At 75.1% G+C, this 18,613-nt stretch carries 16 protein-coding genes; 5 read left to right on the top strand and 11 right to left on the bottom strand.

The window, feature by feature from the left end; translation table 11 throughout:
- Positions 1 to 54: 54 nt before the first annotated feature.
- The 5 genes from AC3WT4_RS10660 to AC3WT4_RS10640 all read right to left on the bottom strand — a co-directional run bounded on the left by AC3WT4_RS10660 (position 55) and on the right by AC3WT4_RS10640 (position 5,370).
- Positions 55 to 1,323, bottom strand: coding sequence for a glycosyltransferase (locus AC3WT4_RS10660; RefSeq protein WP_492315420.1), 1,269 nt, complete (start codon positions 1,321 to 1,323; stop codon positions 55 to 57).
- Between the two features lie 54 nt (positions 1,324 to 1,377).
- Entirely contained in the window at positions 1,378 to 2,592 is a 1,215-nt protein-coding gene (locus tag AC3WT4_RS10655) for a glycosyltransferase (protein ID WP_492315419.1), read from the bottom strand.
- A gap of 98 nt (positions 2,593 to 2,690) precedes the next feature.
- Positions 2,691 to 3,677, bottom strand: coding sequence for a Gfo/Idh/MocA family protein (locus AC3WT4_RS10650; protein ID WP_108047874.1), 987 nt, complete (start codon positions 3,675 to 3,677; stop codon positions 2,691 to 2,693).
- The gene (locus AC3WT4_RS10645; protein WP_257419355.1) at positions 3,677 to 4,777 is read right to left on the bottom strand and encodes a DegT/DnrJ/EryC1/StrS family aminotransferase; all 1,101 of its coding nucleotides are present in this window, start codon (positions 4,775 to 4,777) and stop codon (positions 3,677 to 3,679) included. Before AC3WT4_RS10645 ends, AC3WT4_RS10650 begins: the two co-directional genes overlap by 1 nt.
- Positions 4,774 to 5,370 carry an acyltransferase gene (locus AC3WT4_RS10640; RefSeq protein ID WP_492315418.1) on the bottom strand — a complete coding sequence of 199 codons (597 nt, stop codon included), beginning with the start codon at positions 5,368 to 5,370 and terminating at the stop codon, positions 4,774 to 4,776. The genes AC3WT4_RS10645 and AC3WT4_RS10640 overlap by 4 nt, the downstream gene beginning before the upstream one ends.
- 136 nt (positions 5,371 to 5,506) lie before the next feature.
- Between AC3WT4_RS10640 and AC3WT4_RS10635 the strand changes: the two genes are divergently transcribed.
- From AC3WT4_RS10635 to AC3WT4_RS10620, 4 genes are all read left to right on the top strand, one after another.
- Positions 5,507 to 6,229, top strand: a complete 723-nt coding sequence (locus AC3WT4_RS10635) for a glycosyltransferase family 2 protein (protein ID WP_031315077.1) — start codon at positions 5,507 to 5,509, stop codon at positions 6,227 to 6,229.
- Between the two features lie 13 nt (positions 6,230 to 6,242).
- Positions 6,243 to 6,647 carry a DUF2304 domain-containing protein gene (locus AC3WT4_RS10630; protein WP_021479749.1) on the top strand — a complete coding sequence of 135 codons (405 nt, stop codon included), beginning with the start codon at positions 6,243 to 6,245 and terminating at the stop codon, positions 6,645 to 6,647.
- A gap of 115 nt (positions 6,648 to 6,762) precedes the next feature.
- Positions 6,763 to 8,043, top strand: coding sequence for an LCP family protein (locus tag AC3WT4_RS10625; RefSeq protein WP_286185736.1), 1,281 nt, complete (start codon positions 6,763 to 6,765; stop codon positions 8,041 to 8,043).
- A 4-nt stretch (positions 8,044 to 8,047) separates the two neighbouring features.
- The gene (locus tag AC3WT4_RS10620; RefSeq protein WP_492315417.1) at positions 8,048 to 9,484 is read left to right on the top strand and encodes an LCP family protein; all 1,437 of its coding nucleotides are present in this window, start codon (positions 8,048 to 8,050) and stop codon (positions 9,482 to 9,484) included.
- A gap of 7 nt (positions 9,485 to 9,491) precedes the next feature.
- Here the strand turns inward: AC3WT4_RS10620 and AC3WT4_RS10615 are convergent, their stop codons facing one another.
- The 4 genes from AC3WT4_RS10615 to AC3WT4_RS10600 all read right to left on the bottom strand — a co-directional run bounded on the left by AC3WT4_RS10615 (position 9,492) and on the right by AC3WT4_RS10600 (position 15,795).
- Positions 9,492 to 11,573, bottom strand: coding sequence for an acyltransferase family protein (locus AC3WT4_RS10615; protein ID WP_167405828.1), 2,082 nt, complete (start codon positions 11,571 to 11,573; stop codon positions 9,492 to 9,494).
- A 184-nt stretch (positions 11,574 to 11,757) separates the two neighbouring features.
- A complete protein-coding gene (locus AC3WT4_RS10610) occupies positions 11,758 to 13,890 on the bottom strand; it encodes an acyltransferase family protein (protein WP_492315416.1) in 2,133 nt (710 codons plus the stop codon).
- A gap of 127 nt (positions 13,891 to 14,017) precedes the next feature.
- Positions 14,018 to 14,557 carry a 5-(carboxyamino)imidazole ribonucleotide mutase gene (gene purE / locus AC3WT4_RS10605; protein WP_074807746.1) on the bottom strand — a complete coding sequence of 180 codons (540 nt, stop codon included), beginning with the start codon at positions 14,555 to 14,557 and terminating at the stop codon, positions 14,018 to 14,020.
- The gene (locus AC3WT4_RS10600) at positions 14,554 to 15,795 is read right to left on the bottom strand and encodes a 5-(carboxyamino)imidazole ribonucleotide synthase (protein WP_492315415.1); all 1,242 of its coding nucleotides are present in this window, start codon (positions 15,793 to 15,795) and stop codon (positions 14,554 to 14,556) included. Before AC3WT4_RS10600 ends, purE begins: the two co-directional genes overlap by 4 nt.
- Before the next feature lie 161 nt (positions 15,796 to 15,956).
- Between AC3WT4_RS10600 and AC3WT4_RS10595 the strand changes: the two genes are divergently transcribed.
- Positions 15,957 to 16,508, top strand: coding sequence for a GtrA family protein (locus tag AC3WT4_RS10595; RefSeq protein WP_286186306.1), 552 nt, complete (start codon positions 15,957 to 15,959; stop codon positions 16,506 to 16,508).
- A gap of 22 nt (positions 16,509 to 16,530) precedes the next feature.
- On the opposite strand, the gene AC3WT4_RS10590 is transcribed toward AC3WT4_RS10595, so the two are convergent.
- Positions 16,531 to 17,859 (bottom strand): sensor histidine kinase, encoded by a 1,329-nt coding sequence (locus AC3WT4_RS10590; protein ID WP_074807749.1) that lies wholly within the window; start codon positions 17,857 to 17,859, stop codon positions 16,531 to 16,533.
- Between the two features lie 43 nt (positions 17,860 to 17,902).
- Positions 17,903 to 18,586, bottom strand: coding sequence for a response regulator transcription factor (locus tag AC3WT4_RS10585; RefSeq protein WP_031316534.1), 684 nt, complete (start codon positions 18,584 to 18,586; stop codon positions 17,903 to 17,905).
- Between the last annotated feature and the right edge of the window lie 27 nt (positions 18,587 to 18,613).

Below are 18,613 nucleotides of genomic sequence, written 5' to 3'. Positions count from 1 at the left end.
TCGCGACCCGGGCGCGGACGCACTGCCGCGCGTGGGCCGTCAGGGGTGTCGTGGTCATCCATGGGGGCGGGGGCGGTACGCATGACGCTCCTGGTCGGGGGACGGACCGGCCGAGTCTACCGAGGCGGGCGGGCGGGACGGGCCGGACAGGAAGGGGTCGAGCGCCCGCACCGACGCCCGGCCGTCGTGCAGCGCGCGGACGAACCCGGGCCCGCGCGCCGCGACGGCACGCGCTCGCTCCCGGTCGCCGACGACGTCCAGCAGGACCTCCCGCAGGGTATCGCCCGTGGCCTGGACCACCGGGAGGTCCTGACCGGCCGCGCGGCGCGCCGCCTCGCGCGAGTGCTCCGCCACGGAGGAGACCACGACCCTCCCCGCGGCCATCGCCTCGCACGCCGCGACGCCGTAGATCCCCAGCCGGAGCTGGTCGACGACGACGTCCGCGTCACGGTAGAGCGCGAGCATGCCCGCCCGGTCCAGCCCGGTCGCCTGCCGGTACTCGAGGAGCCCGTCCCGCTCCAGGTCGCGCAGGACCGGCTCCACGAGGTCGGTCCCCTTGAGCGCGGCACGGCTCGGCGCGTGCACGACGACGGGGACCTCACGCGTGAGGGGGACCGAGCTCACGGCCCACCGGTCGACGTCGACCACGACGGGGAGCCACGTCGCCCACGGGACGTCGAGGAGCAGGTCCGGGGTGGACACGAAGGCGGGCACCCCCTCGCCGCGGAGCTCCTCGAGCAGGGCGCGGTTGCGCTCCGCCCGGGACTGCAGCAGGGGGACGTCGGCATACGACTCGAGGAGGAAGGGAGACCACGGCTCGCGCCGGGCGTGGGCGCTCGGGAGCCGGACGTCGCTCCCGTGGCAGAGCGTCGCGACGGCGAGGCCCGCGGCACGGAGGCGGCGCACCTCCGCCGCGACGTCCGACCCGAGCGCGGGGAACAGGGGCAGCTGCGCCTCGACGACGACGTGGCTGAACCGCAGCGCCGCCCGGCGCTGCGCGCTCTGCCATGCGCGGGACCCCCGCAGCGCCGCCGGGGCGTCGACGTCCGCGGGGAACCGCAGCGCCCGGCGGTAGACGAGGTTCTGCGCGCCGACGTCGTCCCGGTGCCGCTCGGCGGCGCGCGCCCAGGCCCAGCCCTGGCCCGCGGAGTTGGCCGGCCCCACGAGGAGGCGCACCGGCGTCTCCGGCACCCGCAGGCGCGGGACCCGGACGTCACCCGGCGTCCCCGTCCAGGTCCGCAGCCGGAGGAGGAGCGCGGGCGGGAGCCACGAGGCGACCCACCACGCTCCTCGCCGCCACCACGGCGCACGGCGCGCGGTCACGGGGCCACCCCTCCTGGCCGGGCGCCGAAGGTCCGCGGCGCGCCGGCCCGCGCGTCAGCTCGCGGCACGTGCGCTCCGGGGCCCTCGCGCCCGGCGCCCGGCGCGGGCTGCGGCGAGGACCCGTCGTGCCGCGACCGCCGAGGTCGAGCGGCCCGAGAGGTTCTTCTCGCTCCACGTCGCGACGCGGACCCGCTCGGCGGCAGGCACAGGGGCGGTGAACATCTCCGTGAGGGCGCGCCCGACCTCGTCGGCGGTGTACCCCACCACGCGCCCTCCGCGCGCCTCGTCGATGATGCGCCCGACGGGGCCGGGACCGGCCTGCAGGACCGGTGTCCCGACGGCCATGGCCGCGAGGGCCTTGGTGGGGATCGCGAACTCGTACCCCGAGCCGGGCTTGATGCTCGAGAGCGCGACGTCGGCGCTCCGGAGCCAGCGCGCGGCGAGGTCCGCGGGCTGCTGGGGCAGGAACGTCACGCTCGCGCCGCCGTCGGGCAGCGCGGCGGCGAGCTCGGCGAGGCGCGCGTGCATGCTGCCCCGGCCGAGGAACACGAGGCGCGCGTCGGGGACGTCCCGCAGGACGCGCGACCAGGCCTCGAGGAACACCTCCGCGCCGTGCCACTCGGACGCGTTGCCCGCGTACACGGCGCACGGCCCCGTCGTCTCCGCCCCGAGCGGCGCGACGTCCGCGTGGAAGACCCGCGTGTCGACCCCGTGCCGCACCACGGCCGTCCTCGCGGCGCCGAGCTCCGTCGCCCTCTTCTCCACCGAGCCGGTGACGGTGAGGACCGTCGACGCGCCCCGGAGCGCGAACTTCTCGAGCGCGCGCACGGCCGCCACCACGACCTGCGGCGCACCCGTGGAACCCGCCGCGTCGGACACGATGTCCGCGGCGTAGTAGACGTACGGCACCCGCCGCAGGGCGCACACGACGCGGACCACCGCTCCCGTCGTCGGCGGCGGCTCTGCCACGACGACGTCGGGGCGCCGTCGGCCGAGCAGCCGGAGGAGCAGCGGCACGTCGAAGCTCAGGTAGGGCAGGTAGCCACGCACGTACCCGCTCGCGTCCCGCAGCACGGGGCGCCGCCGCACCCGCACCCCCGGGCGGTCGGGTTCGGTGCCCATCGTGTCGGGCACCGACGCCGTGACGACCGTGACCTCGGCGCCCTCGTCGGCGAGCGCGGCCGCCAGGGCGGCGAGGCGGAAGGACGCCGCGGCGGGCTCGGGCAGGTAGATCCGCGTCGCGATCGTGACTCGGGTCGGTCGTTCCACGGGGCGACCGTACCCTCCCGCGCCACGATCCACGGCCTCCGGAGGACGCGACGCCCGGCGGAGGCCCGGCGCGCCTCCGCGGCGGCCGGGCGCCGAGGTCACAGGGTGACGGCCCGCCCGGACGCCGCGGACTCCAGGACGGCCTCCGCCACCTCGAGGGTGCGCAGCCCTTCTCGCATCGTCACCACGTCCTGCCGCAGACCCAGCACGGCGTCGCGGAAGGCCTCGTGCTCGACGCGGAGCGGCTCCCGCTTGGCGAACGCGTACCGCGTGACGTCGCCCTCGGACACGCCCCGGAACGCCGAGACGGCCTCCCACTCCGTGGGGATGACGCCGTTCGCGTAGAACGTGAGGTCGGCGGTGCCGGTGTCCGCGACGAACGCTCCGCGCTCCCCCGTCACGATCGTCACCCGCTCCTTCATGGGCGACAGCCAGTTGACGACGTGGTTGGTCACGACGCCGTTCTCCAGCCGGCCCGTGGCGGTGACCATGTCCTCGTGCGGGCGCCCGCTGCGGTGGGTCGTCTGCGCCGCGACCGAGCGGTACGGGCTCTGCGCGACCCAGGCGGTGAGGTCGATGTCGTGGGTACCGAGGTCCTTGACGACGCCGACGTCGGCGATGCGCGCGGGGAACGGTCCCTGGCGCCGCGTCGCGATCTGGAAGACCTCGCCGAGCTCGCCGGCCTCCGTACGACGGCGCAGCTCCTGGAGCGCGGGGTTGAAGCGCTCGATGTGCCCGACGGCGCCGACCAGCCCGGCGTCCTCGAACGCCGCGGCGACCTTGCGCCCGGCGTCGCTCGTCGCGGCGATGGGCTTCTCGACGAGCGTGTGGACGCCCGCGGCGGCGAGGGCGAGCGCGACGTCCTCGTGGAAGACGGTCGGGACCGCGACGACCGCCATCTGGATCCCGGCGGCGATCAGCGCCTCGACGTCGGGCAGGACGTCGAGCTCGCCCGACACGCCGTAGGGGTCGCCGCCCGGGTCCGCCACCGCGACCAGGTCGACGCCGTCGATCTCGCGGAGCACCCGGGCGTGGTGCCGGCCCATGGCCCCGAGCCCGATGAGGCCCGCACGGAGGTCCGCCATCACGCACCTGCCTTCACGACGGTGTTGACCGCGGCGACGATGCGGTCGAGGTCGGCCTGGGTGAGCGACGGGTGCACGGGCAGGGAGATGACCTGCTGCGCCGCGATCTCGGTCTCCGGCAGGTCGAGGCCCGGCGCGAAGTGCCGCAGGCTCTCGAGACGGTGGTTGGGGATCGGGTAGTACACGCCCGAGCCCACGCCGTGCTCCTCCCGGAGCGCGGTCACCACGCCGTCGCGGTCGTCGGCGACCCGGATCGTGTACTGGTGGTAGACGTGCACCGCGCCGTCGGCGACGGGCGGCGTGACGACGCCCTCGAGGTTCGCGGTGAGGAACGCGGCGTTGCGCTGGCGGTCCGCGGTCCAGCCCTGGACCTTGGTGAGCTGGACCCGGCCGATCGCGGCGTGGACGTCGGTCATGCGGGCGTTGAAGCCGACGACCTCGTTCGCGTACTGACGCTCCATGCCCTGGTTGCGCAGCAGCCGGACGTTGCGGGCGACGTCGTCGGTCGCGCAGGACACCATGCCGCCCTCGCCCGACGTCATGTTCTTCGTCGGGTAGAGGCTGAACATCGCGAACGTGCCGAACGAGCCGACCGGACGACCGTCGAGCGTCGCGCCGTGCGCCTGGGCGGCGTCCTCGAAGAGGAGGAGACCGTGCTCCTCGGCGACCGCTGCCAGCGCCGTCATGTCCGCCGGGTGCCCGTAGAGGTGCACCGGCATGATCGCCCGGGTGCGCTCCGTGACCGCCGCGCGCACCGCGTCGGGAGACAGGCAGAAGTGGTCGGGCTCGATGTCCACGAACACGGGCGTCGCGCCCGTGAGCGCGACCGAGTTGGCGGTCGCGGCGAACGTGAACGACGGGACGATCACCTCGTCGCCGGGCCCGATGCCGGCCGCCAGGAGGCCCAGGTGCAGCCCGGACGTCCCGGAGTTCACCGCGACGCACGTGCGCCCGCCGACGAGGACGTCGGCGAACTCCTGCTCGAACGCGGCGACCTCGGGGCCCTGAGCGATCATCCCGCTGCGCAGGACGCGGTCCACTGCCGCGCGCTCGTCGTCCCCGACGATCGGCTTCGCCGCGGGGATCAGTGTCTGGCTCATTCGGCCGCAACCTCTCTGATGGACTCGTCGTGCTCTTCGTAGCGGGCGCCCGTCACCGGGCACACCCAGTGGTCGCCCTCCGGCCGCAGGGGCTGTCCGGCACGACCCACCCAGCCGACCCGCCGCGCGGGCACCCCGACGACGATCGCGTGGTCGGGGACGTCCTTGGTGACCACCGCCCCGGCGGCGACGGTGGCCCACGCCCCGACCGTCACGGGTGCGACGCAGACCGCCCGCGCGCCGATCGAGGCGCCCTCGCCGATCGTCACGCCGACCGCGTGCCAGTCGTCGGCGCTCTTCAGCGAGCCGTCGGGGTTGACCGCTCGCGGGTAGGTGTCGTTGGTGAGCACCGCCGCGGGACCGATGAAGACGCCGTCCGCGAGGGACGTCGGCTCGTACACGAGCGCGTAGTTCTGGACCTTGCAGTGGCGCCCCATGCGGACCCCGGTCCCGATGTAGGCGCCGCGACCCACCACGCACGCCTCCCCCATCGTGACGCCCTCGCGCACCTGCGCGAGATGCCAGATCTGGCTGCCGTCCCCGATCGACGCGTCGTCGGCGACGTCGGCGCTGGGGGCGATGCGGACTCCCATCCGGGCTCCTTCGGTCTCGGGGCGACGGCCGGCTGCCGGGTCGGCGGACGCCGCGTCGGCAAGGTTACCCGGCGACCGGACCCCCAACGAGCGCCGAAGGTCCCGACTCCTCCCGGCGGCTGCAACAATGGGCGCCATGCACGAATCGGACGCGGCGACGCGTGGTCGCCCGCGCGCCGGGGCGGTCCGATCCTTCGAGGACGCCTGCCTCGTGGTCCCGCTCTACAACGAGGGCGCGGTGGTGGCGGACGTCGTGAAGGACGTGATCGACGTCTTCCCGCACGTCGTCTGCGTCGACGACGGGAGCTCGGACGACTCGGCCCGGCGGGCCGCGGACGCGGGTGCGACCGTGCTGCGGCACGCCGTCAACCTCGGCCAGGGCGCCGCCCTCCAGACGGGGATCGAGTTCGCCCGGTCGCTGCCCGGGGTGCGGTACCTCGTGACGTTCGACGCCGACGGCCAGCACCAGGTCGAGGACGCCGCGGCGATGGTGGAGCTCGCGCGGAGCGAGGACGTCGCCATCGTCTTCGGCTCCCGGTTCCTCGACTCCCGCACCCGGCCGGGGCTGCTCAAGCGTGCCGTGCTGCGGACCGCGGTCTGGTTCACCAACCGGAGCACCGGCCTGCGCCTGACGGACGCCCACAACGGGCTGCGCGTGATCCGCGTCGACGCGGCACGGGCCCTGGAGCTCCGCCAGGACCGCATGGCGCACGCGAGCGAGATCGTCCTCCAGCTCGGCCGGACCGGGCTGCCCTGGCGCGAGCACCCGGTGCACGTCCTCTACACGGACTACTCCCGCGCGAAGGGCCAGTCGTTGTGGAACTCCGTGAACATCCTGGTCGACCTCGTGTTCAAGTAGTCGGGAGCGGCACATGCTCATCCAGATCGTCCTCGTCGTGGCCATCGCCGTGGTCACCGTCCTGCTCACGCGCTCCACGGTCGACTCCCGGCACCAGGCCATCCGGCGCCTGCTCCTGGTGGGCTTCGTCGTCGTCGCCGGGCTCTCCGTCCTGTTCCCGGAGTGGCTCACCTACCTGGCCAACCTGCTCGACGTCGGCCGCGGGACCGACCTGCTCCTGTACGCGCTCGTCATCGCGTTCGTCAGCTACATCGCGACGAGCCACCGCCGCGCGAACGAGCTCGCCCGCAAGATCACGCTCCTCACGCGCGAGCTGAGCCTGGCGGAGGCGAGGCTCAGCCGGGTCGACGCGTCGGTCGACGAGCTGGAGCAGCGCGAGGAGCACGAGGACCGCCCGGACGGTCCCGCCCGGCCCTGACGCGCCGGACCGCCCGCCCGCCGGTCCGGCGCCCGGCGTCCCTGCACAACTCCTCCACCGCCCGGGCCCCGCAACCTCGCGGCGGCGTTGCACGTGCGGCCTATGCTCGATCCCCGTGACGTCCCGTACCCGTGCCCAGGACCGCGCCGCGGTGGCAGCCTCGCCGACGCGCGGGCCCGCGCACGCACGGGCGCAGCGCACGCACCGCGTGGCGCGCTCGGTCGGTCTCGTCGCCACGGCGGCGCTCGCGTTCGGGGCGGTCGGCGGGGCGTCGGCGCTGTCGAACATCCAGGGCAACATCACGTCGTCGACCGCGCTCGACCTGCTCGACGACCGCCCCGCGCAGACCACCCCGGACCCGAGCGACCCCAACGCCGGGAAGCCGCTCAACATCCTCGTGATGGGGTCCGACGCGCGCGGCGGGGAGAACGGTCACGAGGTCGAGGGCGTCGAGGGCATGCGGTCGGACACGACGATCCTCGTGCACGTGTCGTCCGACCGCTCCCGCGTGGAGATGATCTCGATCCCCCGCGACTCGCGCGTCGACGTGCCGGCGTGCACCACGACGAACGGGAAGACGACCGCACCGGCGAACACGCGCTTCAACGCAGCGTTCGCCAACGGCGCGACGGTCGGCGGGGACGTCGACTCCGCAGCCGCCTGCACCGTGCAGACGGTCGAGAGCCTCACCGACGTCTTCGTCGACGGCTTCGTCGTCGTCGACTTCGCAGGCTTCCAGAACATGGTGACCGCCATCGGCGGCGTGCCGCTGTGCATCCCCGAGGCGATCGACTCCCCCAAGGCGGACCTGCAGCTCGCCGCGGGGTGGCAGACGCTCGACGGCGCCCAGGCGCTCGGGTTCGCGCGCGCCCGGTACGGCGTGGGCGACGGGTCGGACCTCAGCCGCATCGGTCGTCAGCAGCAGCTCCTCGCCGCGACGGTCAACCAGGTGCTGTCGAAGAACGTGCTCTCGGACCTCGGCCAGATCTACGGCTTCGTCGACGCGGGGACCAGGTCGCTGACGATGAGCGACAACCTCTCGTCGATCCCGAGCCTCGCCGGGCTCGCCTTCAGCCTCCAGGGGGCGACGAGTGGCAACATCACCTTCATGACCGTTCCCAACGCGCCGGACCCGCGGGCTCCCGACGCGAAGGTCGTCTGGACGGCGGAGGCCGACGAGCTGTGGGCGAAGGTGCGTGCGGACGAGCCGATCGCCGCGCCCGCTCCCGCCGCCGACCAGCCGGCGGCCGACGCCGCGACCGACGCGCCGCCGGCCGGCGAGGGCGACGACGCCCCCGCGCCGGGCACCGCCGCGGACGAGCCCGCGCCGGTGCAGACGAAGGAAGCCGGCAAGGAGGCGTTCTCCGCCGCCGACGAGACCGCGCAGTGCGGGTGACGCCATGACCGACTCCCGCGATCCCCGTTCGCTGCCCCCGAGCTTCACGCCGCAGGGCGGTCGCTCGCCGCGGCCGACGTCGGCCGACGACGCGATCGCCGTCGGGAACAGCGGTCGCCCCCGGCCGCTGGCCCCGGCCGTGCCCGACGACGCCGTCCGGGCCGAGCCGCGCATCCGCCGCCAGTCCTCGCGGGAGATCCCTGTGACCCCGGCGCGCAAGGGCACCCCGCCCCCGGCGCCGCCCGCGGGCCGCACCCGCCCCCGGGGCGAGCCCGCGGCGGCGGCGATGCCCCCGTCCGTCGCACCGGCGCGGTCGCCCGAGCGCGCGGCTCCGGCCCGCGTCTCGTCGTCCCCGCACGCGAGCGCGCGCGCCGCGACCGCGAGCCCGGGACGGCGGCCCACGGCGGGGCCCCGCCCGCGCACGGGCGGCCCGGGCGGTCCGGGCGGCGGACGCCCGCCGTCGACCCCCGGAGCGTCCCGCCCGGGGCGCGGCTTCCGGGTCCGCAGGGGCCGCGTCGTCGGCCTCGTCGCCGGCGTCGTCATCGTCGCGCTCCTCGCGTGGCCCGTCGGCCTGCTCCTCTGGGCCAACGGCAAGATCCAGCACGTGGAGGCGCTCTCCGGCGCGCCCGGCACCGCGGGCAACACCTACCTGCTCGCCGGGTCCGACGCGCGGGGGGACGGCATCAGCGAGGACGGCACCGAGGGTGCCCGCACGGACACGATCATGGTCCTCCACGCCCCTCCGAGCGGGCCGGTCGCGCTCATCAGCCTGCCGCGCGACACGTACGCGGAGATCCCGGGGAACGGCTCGAGCAAGCTCAACTCGGCGTACTCCTGGGGCGGCCCGGCGCTGCTCGTGCAGACCGTCGAGCAGCTCACCGGCCTCACGGTCGACCACTACGTCGAGGTCGGGTTCGGCGGTGTCGAGGGGATCGTGGACGCCGTCGGCGGGGTCGAGCTGTGCCTCGACTACGACGTGGACGACCCGAAGAGCGAGCTGGTCTGGACGGCGGGCTGCCACGTCGCCGACGGGCACACCGCGCTCGCCTTCTCGCGCATGCGGTACTCGGACCCGAAGGGCGACATCGGGCGGGCCGAGCGCCAGCGCCAGGTGATCGGCGCGATCAGCTCGCAGGCCGCGGACCCCAGCCTCCTCTTCCGCCCGGGCGACCAGGTCTCGCTGCTCGACTCCGGGCTGGGCGCGCTCACCGTCGACGAGAAGACCGGCATCGTGGACCTCGGCAAGCTCGCGCTCGCGTTCCGCAAGGCCAACGGACCCGACGGCATCACCGGCACCCCGCCGATCTCGAACCCCGACTTCCGTCCCGGCGGCAACGTGGGCTCGACGGTGCAGCTCGACCCCGAGACGGTCGGCCAGTTCTGGGTCGACGTCCGGGACGGCAACCTCGCGCCCGGTCAGGTGGGCGGCCTGCCCCAGTGAGGCCCCCTCACCACCAGCCGAGGACCGGCTCCAGACGGTCGCGCAGCACCGGGGCCAACGACTCGACGTAGGTCGCCGTGAGGTGGTGCCCGTCCCGGTAGACGAGCCGCCCTCCCTGGACGAACGCGCAGACGTCGTCCGCGCAGATGACGTCGTTGACGTCCACGAAGCGGACGAGCTCGGGCGTCTCGGCGTCGAGCGCGACCAGAGGGTTCTCGTCGTCCAGCACCGTGGCGCGCTCGACCGCGCACTCGGGGGCGGTCCCGTGGACCGCGACGCAGTCCACCGGCGACCCGGGCAGCCACGGGTTGTCGCGGATCGCCACCGTGACGACCCCGGAGTCCGCGAGCCGGAGCCACGCGGCGAGGTACGCCGCCGGGACGGTCTCGCGCCGGGGGTCGTCCTCGGGCGCCGGACGCGTCGCCGTGGTGAAGACGACGTCCGGCGCGTCCCGCTCCAGCCGGTCCAGCGCCCGCTCGGACCATGCGGGGCACGTCGCGTCCTCCCCCACCACGTGCTCCACCTCGTCGGTGCCCTCGATGAGGGAGCACCCCCAGCGGATCATCGTGTCGACGCGGAAGCCCTCCTCCTCGCCGATCGCCGCGAGCGCGTCGATCCACTGCTCGGCGTGCGACCCGCCGACGACCGCGATGACCCGCGCGGCGTCCAGGTCTCCGTACGAGCAGACCCGCAGGGTGTCGTCCCCGGGACCCGTGCCGCACCCGTCGTCGACGGCGCGAACCTTGTCGTCAGGGGCGGAGACCACGTCCGGGATCGGATCGAGCGCGGCGTCCACGGCGAAGACCAGGGGGTCCACGACGGAGAGCGCCCCGGGATACGTCTCCAGGTCGACCCCGGCGACGCGGGACTCGCTCCGCACGCCGTCGACGTGGCGCAGCCAAGCGGTGGGCACCGCCGCGACGGCGAGCACGAGCGCCGCCGTCGCCACGACGGGGAGCGCGCGCGGGACCCCGCGCGTCCGCGCCGGTGCTGCGGCCGGCCGCCCCGACCGGACGGGGTCCTCCACCAGGTGCTTGGTCGCGACGGCGAGCGCCGCCGACGTCAGCAGCACCGCCGTCCCGGCCAACCACCCCACGGGACGGTCGCGCACCACCAGGGCGAACACGAGCACCGGCCAGTGCCAGAGGTAGAACGCGTACGCGTAGCCACCGGCACGGGCGACGGCGGGTCTCCCGAGGAGACGTGGCACGGACCCGGCGGGCGCCGCGTGGCCACCGCCGGCGCCCGCCACGACGACGAGCGCGGCGCCGGCGAGCGGGACGAGCGTGGCGGGGCCCGGGAAGAGCGCCCCGCCGTCGACGAGGACCCCGCTCGCGACGACGAGGACCAGGCCGGCCCAGCCCGCGACGACGGCCCAGAGGCCGGGCAGGCGGACCCGCGCCACGACGACCGCGAGCACCATGCCCGCGAGGTACTCCCACGCGCGGGCGAACGTGTCGTAGTACGTGAACGCCTGGTCGGCGCGCACACCGAGCGACGCGTGGACGAACGACGCGACGGCGAGGACGACCACGGTCGCGTGCACGACGACGAGCCGCCGCTCGACGCCGGCACGGCCCGACAGCCACCAGACGATCAGGAGCAGGACGGGCAGCCCCACGAAGAGCTGGCCCTGGACCGAGAGCGACCACACGTGCTGGAGCGGGCTCTGGGTCGCGTCCGCGGCGCCGTAGGCCTGCTCGGCAGCGGCGAGCCGCCAGTTCTCCACGTACAGCAGGGACGCGAGCGTCTCGCCGGAGACGCCCGTCCAGCGGGTCCGGGGCAGCAGGGCCGCGCTCGCGACGAGGACCGCGGCCAGCACGACGGCGAGCGCGGGCAGGAGCCGGCGCGCGAGCCGCGGGACGTACGTGCGCAGCCGCACCGGCGTGCCGCGGGCGAACGAGCGGAGCAGACCGCCGCCGACGAAGAACCCGGAGAGCATGAGGAAGACGTCGACCCCGCCCGAGACCCGGTGGACCCAGACGTGGTAGATCGCGACGAGCACCACGGCGAGCGCACGCAGGCCGTCGAGGTCGTGCCGGTACGCGGCCGGTGCGCCCTTCGGCGCGCTCGGGGAACCCGGCCGCACGTGCCGAGCGGGCGGAGCCGGACGCCTTCCGCGCGGCCTCACGCCGGACGCGCGCGCCGGGAGCTGGAGCCGCGGTGTGCCGTGGGCCGTCGGGAGGGGCTCGCTGTGCTGGTTCACCGTCGTCCTCGGCATCGTCGTGGTCGTCGTCCCTGCTGCAGCCCCACCGCGCACCGGCGCCCGGCGCTCACGACGCTCCCCCTCGCAAGGGCGCGGCGTCCGCTCCGAACGACGGCAGCTGGTCCTCGAGGAAGGGCGCGAGCGAGCGTGCGTAGTCGGCCGTGAGGTGGTTGTCGTCCAGGAAGACGTGCACGTTGCCCACCACGGGGACGCACCACCCGTCCGGGCAGACGGCGTCGGTCAGGTCCGTGAGCACCGAGCCGTCCCCCAGGCGCAGGTCCTGCGCGGGGTTGCGGGGCGCCGCGACGGCCGCGAGGTCGCGGCGGCACGCGTCCGCGTCGGGGCCGAGCTGCTCCGCGCACGCGAACATGTCGGTCGAGAACCGCGGGGTGTCCCGCACCGCGACCGTCGCGATCCCGGCGCGGGCGAGCTCGTCGACCGCCTCCTGGAGCCCGGTCACCACCGACTCCCCCGGACCGTCGACCTCTGCCACCGTGGCGACGGTGAACACCGCGGCGGGCGCCAGGTCGAGGACGTGGGCGAGCACCTTCTCGTTCCAGCCGGCGCACGGGTGGTCGCCCAGACCGAAGGAGCACCCGCCGCGCAGGACGGAGACGAGCGACCACCCCTCGCGCTCCGCGACGGGGATCAGCGCTCCCATGAGCTGCTCGCTGTGCGAGTCGCCGACGACGACGATCGTCACCGCGTCCGGGTCGTCGTGGACCGTCTGGCCGCAGCTCTTCGCCAGCTCCCGGTCCGCGGGCGCGAGGCTGCCCGAGCACGGTTCGGCGAGCGACACCCACTGCGCGTCCAACGCCGTCGCCGCGGGGATCGCGGCCGCGGCCGGGTCGCCCTCCGCCCGGTAGCCCGGCAGCAGGACGTGCGCCCCCGGGTGGTCCGCCGCCGCGCCGACGAGCGCGTCGCGAGCCCTGCTGCGCTCGGCCTGCTGCCACGTCGCGAGCGGCACGACGACGACCGCCGCGGCGGCGAGCACGGTGACCGCCCCCCGCCACGGGACGGCGCGGGACCAGGCGAGGTCGCGGACGGGGCGCTCGACGAGGGCCGTGAGGACGCGGGCCAGGACGAGCGAGACCACGACGATCGCAGCGCCCTCGTACCAGGTGGGGGCGTGCCGCCCGGTGACGACGCGCCACGTGATGAGCACCGGCCAGTGGACCAGGTACAGCGCGTAGGCGTCCCGGCCGAGGGAGCTCAGCACGGGGTGCGCGAGGACGCGCCCGACCGCCCCGGGGTGGTCGGGCGCCGTGCCGGCCACGACCACGCCGGCCGCCGCGAGCGTGGGCCAGAGCGCGAAGTAGCCCGGGAACCCGCCCTGGACGTCCAGCACGAGCCCGCACGTGACGACCAGGGCGAGCCCTGCCCAGCCGACCAGCACCGCGAGCCGGGCTGGCAGGCGCACGAACGGCAGCAGGACCGCGAGGAGCGAGCCGAGCGCGAACTCCCACAACCGGGCTCGCGTGTCGAAGTAGGCGAGCTCCTGGTTCGCCGCCGTCTCGACCACCGAGAAGGCGAGCGACGCCACGAGCACCGTGCCGAAGACGACCAGCAGGACCGCCGTCACCGGAACCCGCAGGCGCCGGACGACCACACCGGAGAGGAGCAGCAGGAGCGGCCACAGGACGAAGACCTGGCCCTGGACGGAGAGCGACCAGTAGTGCTGCAGCGGGCTCGCCACCGCGCCGTCCCGCGCGTAGTAGTCGACCGCCTCGCGCGCCAGCTCCCAGTTCTGGACGTAGCCGAGCGACGTCCAGGTCTGGGTCCAGACCGTCGGCCAGGCCGACGGCGGGTAGACCAGGTACGTCACGCCGAGCACGCCGAGGAGGACGACCGCCGAGACCGGCACCAGCCGCTTGAACGTCCGCGCCCAGTAGGCCCCGACGGCGACCGGTCGGCCGGCGCTCAGGCGCCGCGCGAAGGAGCCGGTGAGGAAGAAGGCCGAGAGCATGAGGAACACGTCGACGCCGCCCGACACCCGGCCGAGCCACACGTGGTAGACGACGACGAGCAGGATCGCGACGGCCCGCAGCCCGTCGAGGTCGTGCCGGTAGCCGTCCCGGGCCGGGGCGCTTCGCGGGCGGGCGTGCCGCGGGACCAGGCCCGTCGGTGGGGCGACGGTCTCCGGGGTCGCGTGGGACGACGCCGTCGGCGTCGTCCCGTAGGACAGGTGCGGTACTGCCACGTGCGCGTTCTCCGGAGGGGTGTCGGACCGACCCGTTCCGGCCGTCTCAGGCCTCGCCCCCGCGTCGCGGGAGGCTCCCGCAGGCTAACCCGGCACCCGCCCGGCGCAGAAACCCGTGGCGTGTCGGTCAGGCTCCGAAGCCGGTGCGCTGCCCGCCGGCGCGCGACGCACGCAGCCGGGCGCCCTTCGCGCGCGCCTGGTCTCCCAGGTCCGCCTGGAAGGCGACCATGCGCTCGCGCAGCCGCGCGGCGTCGTCGTCGGTGCCCGCGGCGAGGATGCGCGCGGCGAGCAGGCCGGCGTTGCGTGCGCCCCCGACGGACACGGTCGCGACGGGGACCCCCGCGGGCATCTGCACGATCGACAGGAGCGAGTCCATGCCGTCGAGGTGGCGCAGCGGCACGGGGACCCCGATGACGGGCAGGGGCGTGACGGCGGCGAGCATGCCCGGCAGGTGGGCCGCTCCCCCGGCGCCCGCGACGATGACGCGCAGGCCGCGCTCCGCGGCGGTGCGACCGTAGTCGATCATCTCGACGGGCATGCGGTGGGCGGAGACGACGTCGACCTCGACGGGCACGTCGAACTCGGCCAGCGCGTCGGCGGCGGCCTCCATGACGGGCCAGTCGGAGTCCGACCCCATGACGATGCCGACGACAGGGTTCTGGCTCATGCGCGCTCCTCGTTCGGGTCGGTCGCGGGGTGCTCGCCCCGCAGGATCGCGGCGGCGGCCAGGGCCCGACGCCGGACCTCGTCCAGGTCGTCGCCGCTCACGTTGACGTGCCCGAGCTTGCGCCCGGGGCGTACGCCCTTGCCGTAGAGGTTGACCCGGGCGTCGGGGAACGCGGCGAGGACGTCGGGCAGCGCGTCGGTGAGCGCGTCGAGCGTCGAGCCGAGGACGTTCGCCATCACGGTCCAGCGCGCGGTCGCCGCGGTGTCGCCGAGCGGGAGGTCGAGCACGGCCCGCAGGTGCTGCTCGAACTGGCTCGTCACCGCGCCGTCGATCGTCCAGTGGCCGGAGTTGTGGGGGCGCATCGCGAGCTCGTTGACCAGCACGCGCGGTCCGTCCTCCCCCGCGACCTCGAACATCTCCACCGCGAGCACGCCGGTGACGCCGAGCCCCTCGGCGATCCGCACCGCGGCGTCGCGCGCACGCTCCGCCTCGGCGTCGGTGAGACCGGGTGCGGGCGCGATCACCTCGGCGCACACGCCGTCGCGCTGGATCGACTCCACGACGGGCCACGTGCGCACCTCGCCCTGCTCGTCGGCGCCGCCGCTCGGGCGCCGGGCGACGAGGACGGCGAGCTCGCGCGTGAACGGGACCTTCTCCTCGACGAGGAGCTCGGGGCCGTCCGTCGCGGCCGCCTCGATCCACTCCGCGACCTGCTCGGGGCCGCCCTCCGCGGCCGAGACCACGCGGACGCCCTTGCCGTCGTACCCGCCGCGCGCCGTCTTGACCACGGCCTCGCCGCCGACCTCGGTGAGGAAGTCGGTGAGCGCGGCCCGGGCCGCCGCCGGCTCCGTGGGGAGCGCGGCCCAGCGCGGGCACGGCACGCCGAGCTCGGTGAGCCGGCGGCGCATGACGATCTTGTCCTGGGCGTGGACGAGCGCGTCCGGCCCGGGGCGCACGGGCGTGCCGTGCTCGAGGAGGTCGGTGAGCAGCGCGTTCGGGACGTGCTCGTGCTCGAACGTCAGGACGTCCGCCGGGGCGGCGCCCGCCGGGGCGATGAGCGAGCGGACCGCGGCCTCGTCGGACGCGACGCCGACGGGCGCGTCCACGACGACCTGGGCCGCGGACGAGTCCGGGGCCTCCACGAGCACGCGCAGGTGCACGCCGAGCTCCCCGGCCGCGGGGGCCATCATGCGTGCGAGCTGTCCTCCGCCGACCACGGCGATCACTGGGGCTGCCACGTGCACCCACCCTAGTGCCTGGCCGCGAGGCGGCCCGTCCCGGACCGCCCGTCGGACGGGCGGCACCCGGACGCCGGGTGGAGGGCGGACGGGAACCGGGTGGAGGCCGGACGACGGACCGCACCCGGGCGGGGCCCCGGACCGCCCGGTAGCCTCGAGGGGTGGTGAGCGACCTGGACCGGCGAGCGGAGTCGTCCGCGACGTCCGGGTCGCGCCGCGGGCGGGTGCTCGCGCGGGTCCGCGAGCTCGCGAAGTTCGGCTCGGTCGGCGCGCTCGCGTACGTCGTCGACCTCGGCCTGTTCAACCTGCTCAGCTTCGGCCCGGGCGAGCTGCTCGGGCACAAGCCGCTCACCGCGAAGATCGTCTCCGTCGCCGTCGCGACGCTCGTGGCGTGGGTCGGCAACCGGTACTGGACGTTCTCGGACCGGCGCACGCAGTCGCGCGGGCGGGAGCTCGCCGCGTTCGTCGTCGTCAACGTGGGCGGCATGCTCATCGCGGTGGGGTGCCTCGCGATCTCGACGTACGCGCTCGGGCTGACGTCGCCGCTCGCCAAGAACATCTCGGCGAACGTCGTGGGGCTCGCCCTGGGCACGGCGTTCCGCTACGTCGCGTACCGCCACCTGGTCTTCACGGGAGACCGCGACGCCGCGGCCACCCCGGCGGGCACCGCCGACGACGCGGCCCGCCCTCCCGCGGACGTGCGGGCCGACTGAGCCCTCCGCGTCCCGGGGCGCGTCAGCCGCGCCGGCGCCGGCGCCGACCGGCCGCGACCGCCGTCCCCGTCGGCAGCACGACCCGCGGGTCGAGGCGCCGCGGCACCCCCGCGAGGAAGAGCGCGAAGACCGCGGGCCGGCGCTGCGCGAGCTCCAGGCGACCGCCGTCGGACGCGGCGAGGTCCCGGGCGAGCGCGAGACCGAGGCCCGTCCCCGCGCCCGACGTGACCTCGCGCTCGAAGATGCGCGGCGCGAGGTCGTCGGGGACGCCCGCGCCCTCGTCGGACACCTCGGTGACGATGGCGCCGCTCGTGCCGGACGGGCGGGCGCGGACCGTCGTCGTGCCGCCGCCGTGCTTGAGGGAGTTCTCGATGAGCGTGGCCAGCACCTGCGCGAGCGCACCGGGTGTCGCGAGCACCTGGTACTCGGGCGGCACGTCGACGACGAGCCGGCGCCCCGCCTTCGCGAACGTCGGCACCCACTCCTCCTCCTGCTGGTGCACGACGTCGAGCAGGCTGACCGCCTCCGTCGTCCCGCCCTGCGCACGCCGGGACGACGCGAGGAGGTCGTCGACGACGCCGACGAGGCGCTCGACCTGCTCGAGGGAGATGCGCGCCTCCTCCTGGACCGCCGGGTCGTCGGAGGCGAGGGAGATCTCCTCGAGCCGCATGCTCAGGGCCGTGAGGGGCGTGCGGAGCTGGTGCGACGCGTCGGCGGCGAACTGGCGCTCGGCGGCGAGCCGGCCCGCGAGCCGGTCGGAGCTGCGCGCGAGCTCGGCCGCGACGAGGTCGATCTCCTCGACGCCCGAGGGTTCGAGGCGTGGCCGGACCTGCCCCGAGCCGAGCTGCTCCGCGGACGCCGCGAGGTACACGAGCGGCGCGGCGATGCGGTTCGCCTGCCACACCGCCATCCCGATGCCCGCCGCGAACGCGACGATCGCCGCGGCCACGACGAGCAGCACGACCTGCGCGGCCTGGAGGTAGGCGTCCCAGTAGGAGACGGTGAGGGTCACGAGCGCGCCGGAGTCGGAGTGCAGGGGCTGCTCGATCTCACGACCGGTGATCTCGTCGCCCGCCGTGAGCACCGTGCCGTCGGGCAGCGCGACGTAGACGTGCGCCGGCGGGTCGCTCGCGCGCGGCTGGACCGCGTCCTCGATGACGTAGTCCGGGATCTCGTCGCCCGCCGCGAGACGCGCGTCGATGGACCGGGACAGGCGCTCCACGCGCGAGGAGACGTCGTCGACCTCGCCCTGGAGCACGAACCGGGCGCCGTAGAAGGCGAGGGGGAACCCGAGGAGGATCACGGCGACGGCCACGGCCGCCACCGTCGCCTGCAGCATCCGACGCCGCACGCTGCCCCTCGCTCCCCGTGTCCCTCGTCCCGTCAGGGGACGGTCAGCTCTCGCCGGTCTCGAAGCGGAAGCCGAGGCCCCGGACGGTCGAGATGTAGCGCGGTGCGTTGGCGTCGTCGCCGAGCTTGCGACGCAGCCACGACACGTGCATGTCGAGCGTCTTCGTCGAGCCGACGGGCTCCGAGCCCCACACGTCGCGCATCAGGGCGTCGCGGACGACGACCGAGCCCGCGCTGGCGACGAGCACGCGCAGCAGCTCGAACTCCTTGGTGGTCAGGTGGAGCTCGCGCTCGCCCTGGAACGCCCGGTGCGCGGAGACGTCGATGCGGACGTCCTGCGCCGCGAGCTCCTCCTCGTCGACCTGCTCGCCGTGCGAGCGGCGCAGGAGCGCCCGGACCCGGGCGAGGAGCTCCGCGAGGCGGAACGGCTTGGTGACGTAGTCGTCGGCACCCGCGTCGAGGCCCACGACGAGGTCGACCTCGTCGGCGCGCGCGGTGAGCACGAGCACGGGCGTGGTCAGGCCCTTGTGACGGATCTCGCGTGCGACGTCGAGGCCGTCCATGTCCGGAAGGCCCAGATCGAGCACCACGATGTCCGCACCGCTGGCCGAGTCGATCGCCCCTTGACCAGTTCCTTGGACGACGACGTTGTAACCCTCACGTGTCAGTGCGCGCGCCAAAGGTTCGGCAATCGCCGGGTCGTCCTCCGCTAGCAGTACGTGGGTCATTCGCTCATGCTAGGGCATCAGTACGAC

The sequence above is a fragment of the Cellulosimicrobium sp. EB106-03-01-XG111 genome (assembly GCF_058792115.1).
Note: the sequence above shows the minus strand (reverse complement) of the source record. Positions and strands in the feature narration are given on the sequence as shown.

Bases quoted from the DNA above. Each gene is read 5' to 3' on its own strand.
- AC3WT4_RS10650 (WP_108047874.1), bottom strand. From the start codon at position 3,677: ATGGCGGACCTCCGTGCGGGCCTCATCGGGCTCGGGGCCATGGGCCGG.
- AC3WT4_RS10645 (WP_257419355.1), bottom strand. From the start codon at position 4,777: ATGAGCCAGACACTGATCCCCGCGGCGAAGCCGATCGTCGGGGACGAC.
- AC3WT4_RS10640 (WP_492315418.1), bottom strand. From the start codon at position 5,370: ATGGGAGTCCGCATCGCCCCCAGCGCCGACGTCGCCGACGACGCGTCG.
- AC3WT4_RS10635 (WP_031315077.1), top strand. From the start codon at position 5,507: ATGCACGAATCGGACGCGGCGACGCGTGGTCGCCCGCGCGCCGGGGCG.
- AC3WT4_RS10630 (WP_021479749.1), top strand. From the start codon at position 6,243: ATGCTCATCCAGATCGTCCTCGTCGTGGCCATCGCCGTGGTCACCGTC.
- AC3WT4_RS10620 (WP_492315417.1), top strand. From the start codon at position 8,048: ATGACCGACTCCCGCGATCCCCGTTCGCTGCCCCCGAGCTTCACGCCG.
- purE (WP_074807746.1), bottom strand. From the start codon at position 14,557: ATGAGCCAGAACCCTGTCGTCGGCATCGTCATGGGGTCGGACTCCGAC.
- AC3WT4_RS10585 (WP_031316534.1), bottom strand. From the start codon at position 18,586: ATGACCCACGTACTGCTAGCGGAGGACGACCCGGCGATTGCCGAACCT.